The organism is Dapis purpurea BLCC-M126, from assembly GCF_050015975.1.
Classification (GTDB): Bacteria; Cyanobacteriota; Cyanobacteriia; order Cyanobacteriales; family Microcoleaceae; genus Trichodesmium.
Window position 1 is genome coordinate 12,624 of sequence record NZ_JBNHER010000334.1, and the last position, 15,592, is coordinate 28,215.

Annotated in this window: 10 protein-coding genes; 6 read left to right on the top strand and 4 right to left on the bottom strand. The window is 38.7% G+C overall.

Annotated features, from left to right (window positions below; all coding sequences use genetic code 11):
- Window positions 1–32: 32 nt before the first annotated feature.
- Window positions 33–260, bottom strand: a complete 228-nt coding sequence (locus ACP6PL_RS30715; protein WP_426549164.1) for a type II toxin-antitoxin system HicA family toxin — start codon at window positions 258–260, stop codon at window positions 33–35.
- Complete coding sequence (locus tag ACP6PL_RS30720; protein ID WP_426549165.1) at window positions 253–480, bottom strand: type II toxin-antitoxin system HicB family antitoxin; 228 nt, start codon at window positions 478–480, stop codon at window positions 253–255. The genes ACP6PL_RS30715 and ACP6PL_RS30720 overlap by 8 nt, the downstream gene beginning before the upstream one ends.
- A gap of 266 nt (window positions 481–746) precedes the next feature.
- On the opposite strand from ACP6PL_RS30720, the gene ACP6PL_RS30725 reads away from it, so the two are divergent.
- A complete protein-coding gene (locus ACP6PL_RS30725; RefSeq protein WP_426549166.1) occupies window positions 747–989 on the top strand; it encodes a DUF4160 domain-containing protein in 243 nt (80 codons plus the stop codon).
- Window positions 964–1,239 carry a DUF2442 domain-containing protein gene (locus tag ACP6PL_RS30730; protein WP_426549167.1) on the top strand — a complete coding sequence of 92 codons (276 nt, stop codon included), beginning with the start codon at window positions 964–966 and terminating at the stop codon, window positions 1,237–1,239. The genes ACP6PL_RS30725 and ACP6PL_RS30730 overlap by 26 nt, the downstream gene beginning before the upstream one ends.
- A 73-nt stretch (window positions 1,240–1,312) precedes the next feature.
- Here ACP6PL_RS30730 and ACP6PL_RS30735 read toward each other — a convergent pair whose 3' ends face one another.
- Window positions 1,313–1,522 (bottom strand): type II toxin-antitoxin system HicB family antitoxin, encoded by a 210-nt coding sequence (locus ACP6PL_RS30735; protein WP_426549168.1) that lies wholly within the window; start codon window positions 1,520–1,522, stop codon window positions 1,313–1,315.
- Between the two features lie 258 nt (window positions 1,523–1,780).
- On the opposite strand from ACP6PL_RS30735, the gene ACP6PL_RS30740 reads away from it, so the two are divergent.
- Window positions 1,781–2,194 carry a Pepco domain-containing protein gene (locus tag ACP6PL_RS30740; RefSeq protein ID WP_426549169.1) on the top strand — a complete coding sequence of 138 codons (414 nt, stop codon included), beginning with the start codon at window positions 1,781–1,783 and terminating at the stop codon, window positions 2,192–2,194.
- Window positions 2,187–3,599, top strand: coding sequence for a caspase family protein (locus tag ACP6PL_RS30745; protein WP_426549170.1), 1,413 nt, complete (start codon window positions 2,187–2,189; stop codon window positions 3,597–3,599). The genes ACP6PL_RS30740 and ACP6PL_RS30745 overlap by 8 nt, the downstream gene beginning before the upstream one ends.
- Before the next feature lie 34 nt (window positions 3,600–3,633).
- On the opposite strand, the gene ACP6PL_RS30750 is transcribed toward ACP6PL_RS30745, so the two are convergent.
- On the bottom strand, window positions 3,634–7,623 hold the full coding sequence (locus tag ACP6PL_RS30750; protein WP_426549171.1) for a magnesium chelatase subunit H: 3,990 nt from the start codon (window positions 7,621–7,623) through the stop codon (window positions 3,634–3,636).
- Between the two features lie 1,137 nt (window positions 7,624–8,760).
- Between ACP6PL_RS30750 and ACP6PL_RS30755 the strand changes: the two genes are divergently transcribed.
- Window positions 8,761–14,145, top strand: coding sequence for a trifunctional serine/threonine-protein kinase/ATP-binding protein/sensor histidine kinase (locus tag ACP6PL_RS30755; protein ID WP_426549172.1), 5,385 nt, complete (start codon window positions 8,761–8,763; stop codon window positions 14,143–14,145).
- A 162-nt stretch (window positions 14,146–14,307) separates the two neighbouring features.
- Window positions 14,308–15,570 (top strand): ABC transporter substrate-binding protein, encoded by a 1,263-nt coding sequence (locus tag ACP6PL_RS30760; protein ID WP_426549173.1) that lies wholly within the window; start codon window positions 14,308–14,310, stop codon window positions 15,568–15,570.
- Window positions 15,571–15,592: the final 22 nt, after the last annotated feature.

The window sequence follows — 15,592 nt, forward strand, 5'->3', positions numbered from 1 at the left end:
ACTTTTGAGAAATTTCTATTCATCTTTGTAAATTATTCATCAACTTCAAATAAAGAACGAGGTAATCCCGACTGACGAATAATAGATTGTAAAGTTCCTATTTTTAATTCTTTGTAGTTAGGAATGGGAATAGTAATAGTTGATTCTTCCGTTTGCAATTGCATCATAATATGACTTCCCCGCACTCTGACTTTAAGAAAACCATATTCTGCCAAAATTTTACAAACTTCTTTTGCTGATAAAACTCTTAATTTAGCCAATTTTTACCTCTACTCGCTCTACAAAAACTTCATTATTTAAGCGACGTTCAATTTCTGAAGTATTGGCAGTTTCAAAAAAAAGTTCTAATGCTTCAATTAAATTAGACTTTGCTTCTTCTACTGTTTCACCTTGACTAGCAATATCGAGTTCTGGACATAAGGATACATATCCGTCACCCTCTCGTTCAATAATTACTGTTAGTTGTTTGGTTTGTTTCATTTTCTTGATTTATCATTTAATTTAGAATAATTTTAGCATCAATGCTACCGCTAGGCTCTGCCAACGCGTTTGCGTAGCATTCCGTAGGAAAGCGGAACGGAGTTCTATCGCCTGTTTTATCTATGTCAATATTGATCTAATTTTTGGTGTCGGAATTTCTCGTCCTAATTCTTGAGCAGTTTAATACCTTTCTTGCATAATTATTTCTACATTTTGCAAAGCTTGACAATATATGCTATTAATAAAGTAAATTTTAGTGGTAAAAAATGCCAACTGTTCTAAGATTTGAAGCATATCGCTTTTACTTTTATAGCCATGAACCAAATGAACCACCACATATTCATGTTGATAGAGATAATCTTTCTGCAAAATTCTGGTTATCTTCTGTATCTCTAGCTAAAAATATTGGATTTAGTCCTAAAGAATTAAGAAAAATTCAATCAATCGTCGAATTTAATCAACAAAATTTTTTGGAGAAATGGGATGAGTATTTCAACACCTCAAGCTGATGAGCGAGTTAAAAATGTACAAATACAAGAGGATACTTTCAGTGTTGAACTGATGGATGGACGTACTATTACTGTTCCTTTAGCTTGGTATCCTCGTCTATTAAAAGCAACTCCCGAACAACTACAAGCATGGGAAATATGTGGTGGTGGTTATGGTATTCATTGGGAAGAAATAGACGAAGATATTAGCACTGAGGGATTATTACGAGGTGCCCCCGCTCCTGGTAGTCAAGTACGTTCGTTGGTATAAAAGTAGCAGGTATTTTTGGTTTGGTTATGGTGGCGATCGCTCTTGTCATCAGGAGGGCGATCGCCTGTTTGATCTATGGCAATGTTGACCGAATTTTTGGTTTCGGAATTTCTCGTCCTAATTCTTGAGCAGTTTCTATCCATTCTTGCATAATTATTTCTACGTTTTGTAGTGCTTCCTGATAGGTTTCTCCATCAGCTATACAACCTGGCAATTCTGGAACTTCTGCTATAAATGCTCTTGTTTCTTGACTCCAGTAGAGGATTATTTCGTAGTGTAGCATTGGCTTAATTTTCTAGATGATATTTGATAATAATTGCACGAATTTGTTTGACTTGATATGCTTTTGCTTGTGAACCTTTGGGTAGAATATTTAGAATTTTAGACTAGGTGGCCAATTTCATAGTGAAGGTTTGGGACTAAAGTATAGTATCTGGTCAGGGGATCACTTTTTTGTTTTCAAAAAAATGTAGAAAATTGGTTGTAGTCAGCTATATTGTTATGTTACACTATCAAAAAGTTTGTATAACTAAATTATTGTATGTCTGAAGATACTATTCGAGTAATAACCTATAGTAATATTGATACTCCTACAACAGCGAAGAAAGAAGGCTCAAAAAGCATTGATGCTGGTGGGATGCCATTTTTTGGATATGAAACACAAGAGCCTTCTGAATCATCAAATGAAAAAGGAAAAAAAGGCATTGGTGAGTTTGAGGTTAGAGTAGATACCCTAGAGACAGAAATGGAGCGGTTGATAAATATTGTCGAGCGCTTGCTGACAAGAACAGAAAAACAAGCTCAAGCAACTGAAATTCAGCTAGATGAAATTGAACTGTCAGTTGAAGTTAACGCGGAAGGAAAAGTTAGTATTTTAGGAACTGGTGCAGTAGCTGGTGGAAAGGGTGGCATCACACTTAAATTCAAACGGCAACAGATAAGAAAGGATGGCTAAAAATTTTGCAATTACCATTGGGATAAATAAATATGAGCATATTGCTCGTCCCCTTAAGTATGCAGCAAGTGATGCTGAGAAGGTTAGAGACTTTTTGCTTCAAGAAGTTGGGTTTGATCAAGTCTTTTATTACTCAGATTATTCTCCTAGTATTAATAGTTTTTCAACTCGCCCAACCCAATCTAACTTACGTCGGTTGCTGACGGTTACGTTTGAAAGAGAATTTATGGGAGTTGGAGATAACTTCTGGTTTTTCTTTAGTGGTCATGGGGCAAGAGTTAAACAAATAGATTATATAATTCCATCTGATGCTTTTACAGAGGATATTGAAAATAGTGCGATTTCTGTCAATTATATAATTCAAAGATTACAGCGATGTGGAGCCGATAATGTTATTCTGATATTGGATGCTTGTCGAGAACAATATGATGGTTCAAGTAAGAGCATTAAAGGAGTAGGAGAGCAAACAGAAAAACAAGCGCGTCAAAAGGGAGTGATTAGCATTTGTTCTTGTAGTCCTGACCAATTATCTTGGGAATTAGATGAACTGCAACAGGGAGCTTTTACTTATGCGTTGTTGGAAGGGTTGGGAAGTAAAGGTAGAAAGGCAACTGTTGAAAAATTAAACGAATACCTTAAATACCGAGTTCAAGAACTAGCGCAAAATAAAGGGCAACAAACTCCTCGTGTTATGGCTGATCCGATTGAAAAATCTCATTTGATTTTGATGCCAAAATATGCAACTTCAAAGGATATAGAAGTTCTGAAAAAAGATGCAGATAATGCTCAGAGAATAGGAGAACGAAAAAAGGCAAAATCTCTCTGGAGAAGGGTACTTAATGCAAGTAAAGGTGAAGATAAAGATGCAAAAGAAGCTCTAGATAATATTGCGACTGATGAAAAAAGAAAAAATTCTTTTTTGCGTCAACTTTATCCAAAATTTTTGGCTCCGGTAGTAAGACTGCCTCTAATAAAACGCGCAACTTTTGTAGGAGCAATGTTTTTATCAGCAACCATAATTTACCTTCTATTTCCTGATGATTACAAAAATTTGGAGAAATTACTAGAAAAAGAAAAGTGGTATGAAGCTCAACAAGAAACTTTAAAAGTAATGTTAAAAGTAAGCAACCGAGAAGACAAAGGTTTTATGAGTAGTGAATCAATTAAAAGCTTCCCTTGCAAAGACCTGCGCAATATTCGGCAACTTTGGGTAAAATATTATGGTGACAAATATCCAGCTTATGGATATTGGGGATATTCTGAAAAATATGCAGGATCATGGTTAGCAGATATGGCAGTTAGACTCAAGAGCTGTAAAAATACTACTTCTTCTGAAGAAAATTCCAAAAAGCTAACACTCAAAACACCTACATCATCTCCCGATGCAGATTTTCAGGGTAAATAGGGCAGGCAAATATTCACCCACCCTAAAAACTATCTTACTCTATTCCTTCAATCCTATCCTCCACTTGCTGATACAACTCACGCAACTTATCCAAATTACTCTCACTGGTCTCCCAATAACCGCGACCATTCACTTCCAACAATGTAGTCACCATCTTCCGGAACGAATGGGGATTCAAATTCAACAAACGCTGCTGCATCTGCTCATCTTTAATAAAGGTCTCATTCACATCCTCATAAACCCAATTATCAACGGCACCAGCAGTGGCACTCCATCCCATGGTATTCACTAGACGCTTTGACAACTCCCGCACTCCTTCATAACCATGAGACAACATTCCCTCATACCATTTTGGATTCAACATTTTTGTCCGAGCATCCAAACGTACTGTCTCTGACAAAGACCGTACTTGAGCATTGGCAGTCGTGGTATCCGCAATATAAGAAGATGGTTTTTTCCCATCATCCCGGAGAGTCGCTACAATTTTTGTCGGGTCAGAATCAAAATAATGACTCACATCGGTCAAACTAATCTCGGACGAATCTAAATTCTGGAATGTTGCGTCCGCAGTTTTCAAGGCTGACTCAAACACTTTCCGGTTATCTTCCATCATTCCTGGGTTATCAGAATTAAATGCAAACGACTTGCGCTTCAAATACATTTCCTGTAATTCCGACTCATCTTCCCAGGTACTATTCTCTACTGCCAAATTAACATTGGCAGCATAAGACCCCGAAGCATTAGAAAATACCCGCGTTGCAGCTTGACGCAAATTCACCCCTAACTCTTCTGCTTGCTTCAGAGCGTGCTTCCGAACAAAGTTCATTTCTGTAGGTTCGTCTGCTTCTGCTGCCATTTTCACAGCTTTATCCAAAAGGTTCATTTGATTGATAAATAAATCTCGGAATACACCGGAACAGTTAATCACCACATCAACGCGCGGACGACCTAATTCCTCCAATGGAATTAATTCCAACTTATTCACCCTACCCAAAGCATCAGGTACAGGTTTCACACCTACCATCCACATTACCTGAGCAAGAGATTCACCGTAAGTTTTGATATTGTCGGTTCCCCACAAAACAACAGCGATCGTTTCTGGATACTGCCCGCCATTCTCTTGCATCTGTCGCGCCAATAAACGGTCAACTACAATTTTTGCAGACTTAACAGCAGCAGCAGTAGGAATAGACTGGGGGTCGAGGGCGTGCATATTCTTACCAGTCGGTAACACATCCGGGTTCCGAATGGGGTCGCCACCAGGTCCTGGTAAAATATATTCCCCTTCCAACGCTCGCAACAGAGAACCTAACTCGTTATCAGCACAAACCTGCTCCAAGCAAAATTCCAAATATTCAAACAGAGGTTTAATAAGTTCAGCATCAACATTAGGAAAACCTGCTGTTTCCAGAGCTTCTATCCAAGGTACTTTTTTCATCATGTTGAAGAAATTGAGTTTGCTCACCATAGAAACTCGACCTTCAGCATCGGTTTGTTGTTGCACCAACGCAGCAACAGCAGCACGAGTCGCTTCGGTAATATTCTGCACTAACTCCACATCTGCCAAAATACCTTTATTATTATTTTGGTAAAGTTCCTCAATATCGCGGTTGAGACTATTAGCAATGATTCGAGGTAAACCAGTTATCCCTTCTTCTTCTCTGTCGAGACTAGCAATATTTACTAAAGTAGCGATCGCCTCTTCAGCACTAGGAGGTTTACCAATAATATGCAAACCACAAGGCAATAACCGAGACTCAATTTCCATCAGTCGGCGATAAACATCACCCACAATTTTATCCCGTTCCTCAGCCGTCAACTCCTGAGCATCTTTTTCTGGCAGCGTCACATCCTCGTCTAAGTTCACCATCCGACACTTATCCATGATGGTGTTGACAATGGGAATACCTCGTCCGCTATCCTTCAGAGTTTGATAGGAACCGATCAACTCATTCAACTCCTGCAAACCTTTATATAAACCAGCATTTTCCGCAGGGGGAGTCAAGTAAGAAATAGTTTCAGCATAACTCCGACGTTTAGCAATAGTCGCCTCACTAGGATTATTCGCTGCATAATAATAGATGTTAGGAATACTACCAATTAGATTATCGGGATAACAATCTCCAGACATTCCAATTTGCTTACCAGGCATAAATTCGAGAGAACCGTGAGTACCAAAATGCAGCACCGCATCAGCTTGCCAAATTTGTTCTAAATAGGTGTAGTAAGCAGCAAAACCATGATGGGGACTTGCGGAACGAGAGAATAACAACCGCATGGGGTCGCCTTCATAACCAAATGTTGGTTGTACTCCGATAAAAACGTTGCCGAAGCTCTTACCGTAAATTAGTAAATTTTCGCCATCGCTATTCAAGTTTCCTGGAGGAGGTCCCCAGTTTTCATGTAAGCGTTCGGAGTATGGAGTTAGACGTTCATATTCTGCAACTGACATCCGGTGGGCAATATTCAACTCCGGACTTTGATATTGAGCAGTAGCATCGTGAATAACTTGCTTCATCAATTCTTCTGCGGAGTCTGGCAAGTCTTGGATATCGTAACCGTTACCTTTGAGTGCTTTCACCACTTCATATATGGAACCGAATACATCCAAATATGCAGCAGTACCCACATTACCTTTGTCTGGAGGGAAACTAAAAATAGTAATAGCAACTCTCTTATCTAGTTTAGGTTTGCGCCGGAGAGTTGCCCATTTCATAGCGCGTTGAGCAACAGCTTCGATCCGGTCTTGGAGAGCGATCGCTTTTCCGGTTGCCCCATCACGCCCAGACATAATAATAGGTTCGATCGCTCCATCCAATTCTGGAATAGCTATTTGCAACGCGACTTGTATGGGGTGCAAACCAAGTTCGCTTTCTTCCCATTCTTCTGTAGTTTGGAAAACTAGAGGCAAAGCCACCATGTATGGACGGTTCAACCGTTTCAACGATTCGATAGCTTTCGGATGGTCTTGTCTAGCCGGTCCGCCAACCAGTGCAAAACCAGTCAAAGAAATAACTGCATCTACTAATGGTGTAGGTTCAACTCCCTTAGCTGCCACTTCCCAGAAATAGACATCGACTGGTTTAGAAAAATCTAACCCTCCAGCAAATACAGGCACAACTCGCGCTCCCATTGCTTCCAACTCTTGCAACATGGCAACGTAATGAGCGTCATCTCCCGTAACTAAGTGAGTACGCTGCAAAACTAAACCAACACAAGGAGCAAGGGGGTCTTTTAAATCTTCAGAAATGTCTGTCCGGTTGTTGTACCAGGTGAGATATTCTTTGACATCTTCAAACATTTTCGGTGCTAGGGGATGCCAAACACCCATATCAGGGTAAACAACTGGTTCCACATATTGGAGGGAGTTGTTTTTCTGATCCTTGAAAACATATTTATCTGCCAACATCAGCAGGAAGTTTTGCAAGTTTTCCGACGAACCCCCTAACCAATACTGGAAACTGAGCATAAAGTTGCGAGCATCCTGTGCTTTGTCGATTGGCATATATTTCAATACCTTCGGCAAAGTTTGCAGCAACTTCAACATTCCGTCTTGGAAAGAAGAGCCAGATTTTTCCTTGCGCTTCCGCATGAATTGAGCGATCGCGCTTTTACTCTGACCTAATTGGGCCATTGAAAAGCTGCCCATTTTATTCAGGCGCATCACTTGTGGCATGGAGGGAAAGACAACTGCAACATCCAGTTTATCGCGGTAGGGGGTGACAGCCTCTACCACTTTTTCGGCCAAGTCTTCAATGAAAATTAGGGAAGCGATAAAAATGTTAGCTTCAGAAACTTCTTTTTTAAAATTTTCGTAATTTTGGGGGTCTCTTAATTCTTCTATTAAATAGCCACTAATTTCTATGGCCAAATTAGGGTTTTTTTCGTTAATAGAACGTACTGCTCCTGAGAGGGCACTTTGATATTGTGCTTCTAAAACGATATATACGACTTTCAGGAGCGATCGCCCTTTCAAGTCTTCCGGGACAATGTGGCGAACGGCGGGTTTAACAGATGTGAACATTAAGTATTGCTCCTTGAGGATAATTGCTGATACTTAATGAGTATGTTTACCAGAAAATGGTAACAAAAGGTAGGGTAAGGTCTTGGTTTGATACAATTCTATAAAAAATTTGAAATTTTTCGTTACATTTCTTGACAAAATACCGAGTATATACTCTAGAATCTTTTAGTAAAAATTAACTTGACATTTTGGCGCAAATATGATTAATCCTCAGGCTATACATCAGTACTTAGCTTGGCATTGGTAATTGATAGAATGATTTATCTATAGTGCAGGATGGGGGAAATAACTGAACAGTTATACGGTTTTACAGAAGTCAGAAGTTATACCACTACGAAAAAAGAATGCTACAAACAGGTATATCTCGCGCCGTCTCTACCCCAGTCTGGACAAGTAATATGAAATACAAAAATATGAGTTTCATATTTTTCAGATATTTTAAGAGTTTCTAATTAACGACAAATTATGTCTAAAAACCAGCATTGGTAAGCAAAAAACTCTTTTATACCTCCTGACTCCTAACCCCTAACTCCTGAATATCATACATTTATTCAGCAACGCCGAATTATCAACATATACTATATAGAACCCATTTGGTATCTCCGCAAAGGTAAGGGTTTTTGGCAAAGGAGTCAGGAGTCAGGAGTCAGGAGATGGAGAATTATAGAATAGAGGAAAAAGGTAGAATTTTTTTAACTTACTTCATCATCTCTCCTACTCCCCCACTCCCCCACTACCCTAATCTCAATCTATTAGGACTTACGCATTAACGCTATTGGTAGGGCGTGTTACTGCTACCTTAACGCACCAAGGCTCTATATATAGTACCTTTGCGTAATATCATGTCCGGTTGAACAGTTATAAATAAACTACTAAGGAGTCAGGAGTCAGAATCCAGGAGGGAAGAAATAAGAAAAGAAGGAGAAAGTTTTTTTATCACTAATTATCCGGACATGATATAAGTCCTGTCTCTAATTTTAAATAGATGCCAAATGGGTTCTATAACCAGATTCTATAGACAGAAGGGATTGCTCCTACAAATTTCCGCAACGCTGATTGAGCAAATGCCTTAATTCTGAATCAGAAAATCTGATGCTTTGATTGATAAAATGTTTAAATAAAATTAATAAAATAGCTATGAGCATAATTGTAACATCCCTAAATAATTATGAAATCAGCGACAACATCCATGAAAGCAGTCGCACACTTGTCTATCGCGGACAGAATAAATCAAATTTTCAACCTGTTATCATTAAACTGCTCCGAACTGAGTTTCCTTCCTTTAACGAATTAGTTCAGTTTCGCAATCAATATACTATTACCAAAAATCTCCAAATAGAAGGTATTGTCAAACCATTAGCTCTGGAACGTTATCAGAATAGCTATGCCCTAATCATGGAAGATTTTGGCGGTATTTCTTTAGATGAATATTATCAAAATTTTTCGCCTCCGACTTTAGACATATCGCAATTTATAGACATCGCTATTAAAATAACTGAAATTATTGACAAATTGCATCAAAATAGAATTATTCATAAAGATATTAAACCATCAAATATACTAATTAATCCTGAAACTCAACAAGTAAAAATCATTGATTTTAGTATTTCCACCCTGTTACCAAAAGAAACTCCCACCATTCAAACTCCTAATGTATTAGAAGGAACTCTAGGCTATATTTCTCCCGAACAAACTGGACGCATGAATCGAGGCATAGACTATCGTAGTGACTTTTATTCCCTGGGTGTCACATTTTTTGAGATGTTAAACGGAAAATTACCATTTGAAACTACCGATCCAATGGAATTAGTCCATTGTCATATCACAAAAACTCCTCCTACACTAAACTCTGAACTACCGAGTGCCCTGGTAGATATCGTCCTCAAGCTGATGGCAAAAAATGCCGAAGACCGTTATCAAAGTGCCTTGGGTTTAAAATACGACTTGGAACAATGTTTGATACAATGGCAAGAAAAAAGAAAAATAGAGGCTTTTGAACTTGGAAGTAGGGATATAAGCTATTGCTTCATTATACCAGAAAAACTCTACGGCAGGGACGCAGAAGTTCAACAGTTATTGGCAGCATTTGAGAGAGTAGCAATCCCCCCTCAATCCCCCCTTGGAAAAAGGGGAAGTTCAGAGCTAATATTGGTGGCAGGTTTCTCTGGGATTGGAAAAACAGCAATTGTCAACGAAGTTCACAAACCTATTGTCAAGCAAAGGGGTTATTTCATCAAAGGAAAATTTGACCAGTTTAATCGTAATATTCCTTTCTCTGCATTGGTGCAATCTCTGCGAGATTTAATGGGGCAATTATTGAGTGAAAGTGATGCTCAACTACAGGAATGGAAAGATAAAATCCTGGATGCAGTCGGAGAAAATGGAAAAGTAATTATTGATGTGATTCCGGAGCTAGAGAGAATAATTGGTAATCAACCTGCTGTGCCAGAATTATCAGGAAGTGCTGCCCAAAATCGTTTTAATTTACTGTTTGGTAAATTTATTCAAGTTTTCACCGCCCAAGAGCATCCTTTAGTAATATTCTTAGATGATTTGCAGTGGGCAGATTCGGCTTCTCTGAATTTGATGAAACTGTTGGTGAGTGAAGCTTCTAATTCCTATTTGTTAATGATAGGGGCATATCGGGATAATGAGGTATTTCCTGCCCATCCGTTGATGTTAACCCTGGATGAAATGAGGAAAGCAGAAGCAACGATTAACACTATCACTTTAACACCTTTGTCTGAGGCAAATATTAATCATTTGGTAGCAGATACTCTAAGTTGTGATGGGGAGATGGCGAAACCATTAACGGAGTTGGTGTATCAGAAGACGAAGGGAAATCCATTTTTTACGACTCAGTTTCTGTTGGGTTTGCATGGAGATGAATTGATTAGTTTTAATGTGAAAGTGGGGTATTGGGAGTGTGATATTACGGAAGTGAGGCAAAGGGCACTTACTGATGATGTGGTAGAGTTTATGGCGGGGCGGTTGCAGAAATTGCCCACAGAAACTCAAGAGGTTTTGAAATTAGCGGCTTGTATTGGAAATCAGTTTGATTTAGCTACTTTGGCAATAGTTTATGAGAAGTCAAAAGAAGATACAGCAGATAGTTTGTGGAAAGCTTTACAAGAGGGTTTTATACTACCTCAAAGTGAAGTTTATAAGTTTTATCTAAGCCGTAATGATGCTAGTGGCAATAACCAAAATACTGAAAATGCTCAGTATCGTTTTTTGCATGATCGCGTTCAACAGGCTACTTATTCTTTAATTTCTGAATACCAGAAGCAAGCAACCCACCTCAAAATCGGTCATCAACTTTGGCAAAATCTGCCAGAAAGCCAGCAAGAAACTCGCCTCTTTAGCATTGTCAACCATCTCAATATTGGTTGCGATTTAATTGTTGAAAAATTGGAGCGTGAGGAATTAGCGCGATTAAATCTTCAGGCAAGCCAAAAAGCCAAGGTTTCAGCTGCCTATGAAGCTAGTCTTCGTTATTGCTACGTTGGCAAAAGTTTCCTTTCTTCAGAAAGCTGGCAAACCAATTATTCTCTATGTTTTGAACTAGCGATCACCACTATTGAAGCTGAGTATCTCTGTTATAACTTGCCTATAGCCAAGCAACTGGCAGAGGAAACTTTGAAATATAGCAAAACACTACTAGAGCGGGTGAAAGTTTATGAATTGCAAATTCTTTTTAAAATTAACCAAAATCAAATGAATGAAGCAATTTCTCAGGCTATTGATGTCCTCGAACTTTTAGAGATTAATATCCCTAAAGGAGTGGAAAATATCCAAGCAGAAATTTCATCCATTCGCCAGGAAATTAATTTGCCAACAGAAGAAATTGCCAATCTTGCTAATTGCGAACAGCTTGAGGATGAGGGTAAACTGGCAGCAATTCGTATCCTGACCAATGCAACCTCTGCTGCTTATCTTGCTAATCCAACGTTGTATCCGGCAATCGTTTTTCATACAGTTCGACAATGTATGAAATTTGGCAATTCTCCCCTCGCAACTTCAGCTTACGTTTGGTATGGAGCGCTTTTGTGTGGCGTTTATGATGAAATTGATGCAGGATACGAATTCGGCAAACTCGCTATACTACTTTTAGAACAATTTAACGCCCGTGCTTTTGCTACCAAAGTCAGAGAAATGTTTAATGTCTTCATTCGACCATGGAAAGAGCATCTTTCAGCATCAATTGCTGCCCTTCCTGAAGTTATTCAAACTGGATTTGACAATGGCGATTTAGAATATGCATTTTATGGTGTTGTTGCCTATTGCAATTATTTATTTTATGGCGGCAACTTCCTTGAAACTGTCTGCCAGACGCAAGAACGCTATCTTCCAGAAATTGTTAAAGCGAAATCAGAATTTAACGAAGGCTTCCTGCGGATCTATGCACAAGTTGTTGTCAATCTGCTGGGAAAAACTGACGATCCGCAATCTCTACAAGGCTCGATCTTAGATGAACAAAAGTGTTTACCTCAATGGCAGGCTAGTAATATTGTGTTTTTGGTTTTCTGTTTCTACGAAGCGCAAACGCGACTAGCTTACTTATTTGGAAATATCCCAAAAGCATTATCAGCAGCAGAATACGGCTGGCAATATCGACAAGCCTCTAGGGGAACGCTTTATCTCTCAGAATATCATTTTTATTACAGTCTGGCTTTACTATCCGAAAAATACTTAACGTCGCAACAGCGCGATCGTATTGCGGAAAATCAGACACAGCTCAAAACCTGGGCAAAATTTTCACCTGCTAATTTTCAACATAAATACGAATTGGTAGAAGCTGAAAATATGCGGTTATTAGGCAAGCTCTCCCATGCAATAGAACTGTATGATAGCGCTATTGCTGGAGCCAAGGAAAACGAATACATCCAAGAAGAAGCCCTAGCTAACGAACTCGCCGCCAAATTCTACCTTGATTGGGGTAAAGAAAAAATTGCTGCTACCTATATGCAAGAAGCCTACTATTGCTACGCCCGTTGGGGTGCAAAAGCTAAAACTGACGACTTAGAAAAGCGCTATCCTCATCTGCTGATACCCATTCTAGAAAAGCAAAAACTTAGTTTGATCTCCAGTGATACTCTCATCAGTTTAACTCAAGGAACAATTTCTCCAACTTCAACAGGAGCAGGAGAAATCTTAGACTTAGCTACTCTAATGAAAGCATCCCGCACCCTCTCAAAAGATATATCCTTAGATGGAGCAATAGTCAATTTAATGCAAGTAGTAAAAGAAAATGCCGGAGCCGAAATCGTGGCTTTGCTCTTGCTTCAAGACTCAGTATTAATGCTGACAGCTCTGGTTACTGACAAAGAAGTTTCTATATGCACATCTCAGACTGTGGCAAGTAGTGATTCAGTACCTTTAAGTATTGTCAACCAAGTCAAGCACAGGCAAAAGCCTTTAGTTCTAGATAACGCTAGTAACAACAATGTTTATGCTAGTGATACTTATATCCAAAAACACCAACCCCAGTCTGTTTTATGTCTACCCTTAATAGATCGCGGTAACACCATCGGCATTCTTTACCTAGAAAATAATCAATTATCAGGAGCATTTACTAGGGAAAGAGTGGAAGTATTAAGTTTACTTTGCTCTCAAGCAGCAATTTCCCTAGAAAACGCCAGACTCTATCAAGAATCTCAGAATTATGCCCAACAATTAGAGCAAACCCAACTACAACTTGTTCAAAGCGACAAAATGGCAACCATCGGGCAATTAACTGCGGGGGTAGCTCACGAAATTAATAATCCTGTTGGGTTTATTGGAGGTAATTTAGATTATGCCACTGAATACGTTCAGGATTTAATGGATTTGTTACAACTTTATGAACAAGGATTTGAACATAATAGTCAAACAATTCAAAACAAAATTGAAGAGATAGAATTAGATTATTTGAGAGCAGATTTACCAGAATTAATTGAGTCAATGAAAGCAGGAACAAAACGGATTACGGAGATTAGTAAATCTATGAGAAGTTTTTCTCGTACTGATACAATAGCAAAAACTAAATTTAACATTCATGATGGTATAGATAGCACTTTATTAATTCTCCGACACCGACTCAAAGCTAATGAAGTTCGCCCTGAAATTCAAGTAGTAAAAAACTATGGAAATTTGCCAGAAATTAACTGTTATCCAGGGCAATTAAATCAAGTTTTTATGAATTTAATTGCTAATGGAATTGATGCTTTAGATGAAAGTAATGTAGGGAAAAATTTCGACGAAATTCAAGCAGCACCGAATCAGATTACGATTACTACAGAAATTGACCAAGAACAAGAGCAGGTAATGATCAAAATCAGAGATAATGGTATGGGTATGAGTGAGGAAGTTAAAGACAAAATATTCGGTCATTTATTTACTACAAAAGGAGTGGGTAAAGGAACAGGTTTAGGTTTATCAATTTCTCGGCAAATTGTAGAAGAAAAACATGGAGGTAAAATTACTTGTATTTCAGAATTAGGAACAGGAACTGAGTTTACGATTAGTTTGCCAAAAAATTAATCAGGATTTAGGCAAAGAAACCCGGTTTCTACGAGAAACCGGGTTTATGGGTTCTCATAGCTTTAGTCCTGTTAATAATAAAATTGAATCTATTATCAAATATCAAAGGATATGATCGAAATATTTTACCAACTAAAAAATTTCAATAATCAAGATAGAACAATGAACAATAATATTTTTTTCTGGATTTCTGTAATCTGTAGTAAATTGCCGATTTTTCAAATTCGTTCTCTGCTTTTGGTGACACTTTTTTTAAGTGTATTCGCTGTTGGGTGCAAAACAACATCACCAACTGAACAAGACGAATCTTCGGCATCACCAAAAACTTCTCTATCCCCATCAAAGAAATTTGATGGAATTGATCTCCATGTAATATCCCTCAGTAAACCTGTTGCTGCGACTGTGGAAAAGCGAGCCGAGGAATTTGAAGCACTAACAGGGGCAAAGATTACGGTTAAGAGTGCTGGCTATTCCGAACTATATCAAACAATTTTGCAGGATCTGACAACGGGTAGCAATCAATACGATGTTATGATTATGACTTCAAATTGGATGCCAGACTATATTGAATCTGGTTACCTCAAAGACTTAACAGAATATGTGAATGAAGATTCAAGTTTAGCATGGAACGATATTGCACCATTTTTTCAGGAATACGGTCCCGTTTATGCCAATAAAATCTACGCGATTCCCATTGATGGCAACTATCACCTCATGTATTATCGAGCAGATTTACTAGCTGAAGCAGGATTTGAGCCACCCAAGACTTGGGATGATTATCTCAAAATTGCTAAGTATTTTCATGGCAAAGACTTAAATGATGATGGGGAACCAGACTATGGATCTTGCTTGGCAAAAAAGCCGGGAAATGTTACCTATTGGGCAATGTGGTCGATCGCAGGTTCTCTTTTGCAGTCTCAGGGAACCAAACAGGGGATTTTCTTCAATCCCAATACAATGAAACCCATGACGAATAATGCTGCTTTTGCTAAAGCTCTCGATATTTACAAAGCAACCAATGAATATGGCGCTCCTGATGAAATGGAGTGGGGGTTAAATGACGGTCGTCAAGCCTTTGTTGCAGGTCGTTGTGCCCTATCAATGGACCATGGAGATATTGGAACATTGGCACTCTTACCAAGCTCAAAGGTTAAAGATAAGTTTGGTACAACTATTATGCCGGGGTCTACTGAAGTCCTCAATTGGGAGACTGGAGAATTGGTACAGTGCGATAAATTCACCTGTCCGTTTGCAATTAATGGGGTAAATCATGCCCCTTTTACAGCAGCTATTGGTTGGGCTGGAACGATTAATAATGCAGCAGATCCTAAAGTTCAAGCAGCAGGAGTTGCTTTTATTTCCTATATTAGCCAGCCCGAACGCTCGAATATAGATGTAATATCATGTTCGGATGATCACTTATAATAAAACCAGAATCATTACAGTA

Coding starts and splice junctions, on each gene's coding strand:
- ACP6PL_RS30720 (WP_426549165.1), bottom strand. CDS start 480: ATGAAACAAACCAAACAACTAACAGTAATTATTGAACGAGAGGGTGAC.
- ACP6PL_RS30725 (WP_426549166.1), top strand. CDS start 747: ATGCCAACTGTTCTAAGATTTGAAGCATATCGCTTTTACTTTTATAGC.
- ACP6PL_RS30730 (WP_426549167.1), top strand. CDS start 964: ATGAGTATTTCAACACCTCAAGCTGATGAGCGAGTTAAAAATGTACAA.
- ACP6PL_RS30735 (WP_426549168.1), bottom strand. CDS start 1,522: ATGCTACACTACGAAATAATCCTCTACTGGAGTCAAGAAACAAGAGCA.
- ACP6PL_RS30740 (WP_426549169.1), top strand. CDS start 1,781: ATGTCTGAAGATACTATTCGAGTAATAACCTATAGTAATATTGATACT.
- ACP6PL_RS30745 (WP_426549170.1), top strand. CDS start 2,187: ATGGCTAAAAATTTTGCAATTACCATTGGGATAAATAAATATGAGCAT.
- ACP6PL_RS30750 (WP_426549171.1), bottom strand. CDS start 7,623: ATGTTCACATCTGTTAAACCCGCCGTTCGCCACATTGTCCCGGAAGAC.
- ACP6PL_RS30755 (WP_426549172.1), top strand. CDS start 8,761: ATGAGCATAATTGTAACATCCCTAAATAATTATGAAATCAGCGACAAC.
- ACP6PL_RS30760 (WP_426549173.1), top strand. CDS start 14,308: ATGAACAATAATATTTTTTTCTGGATTTCTGTAATCTGTAGTAAATTG.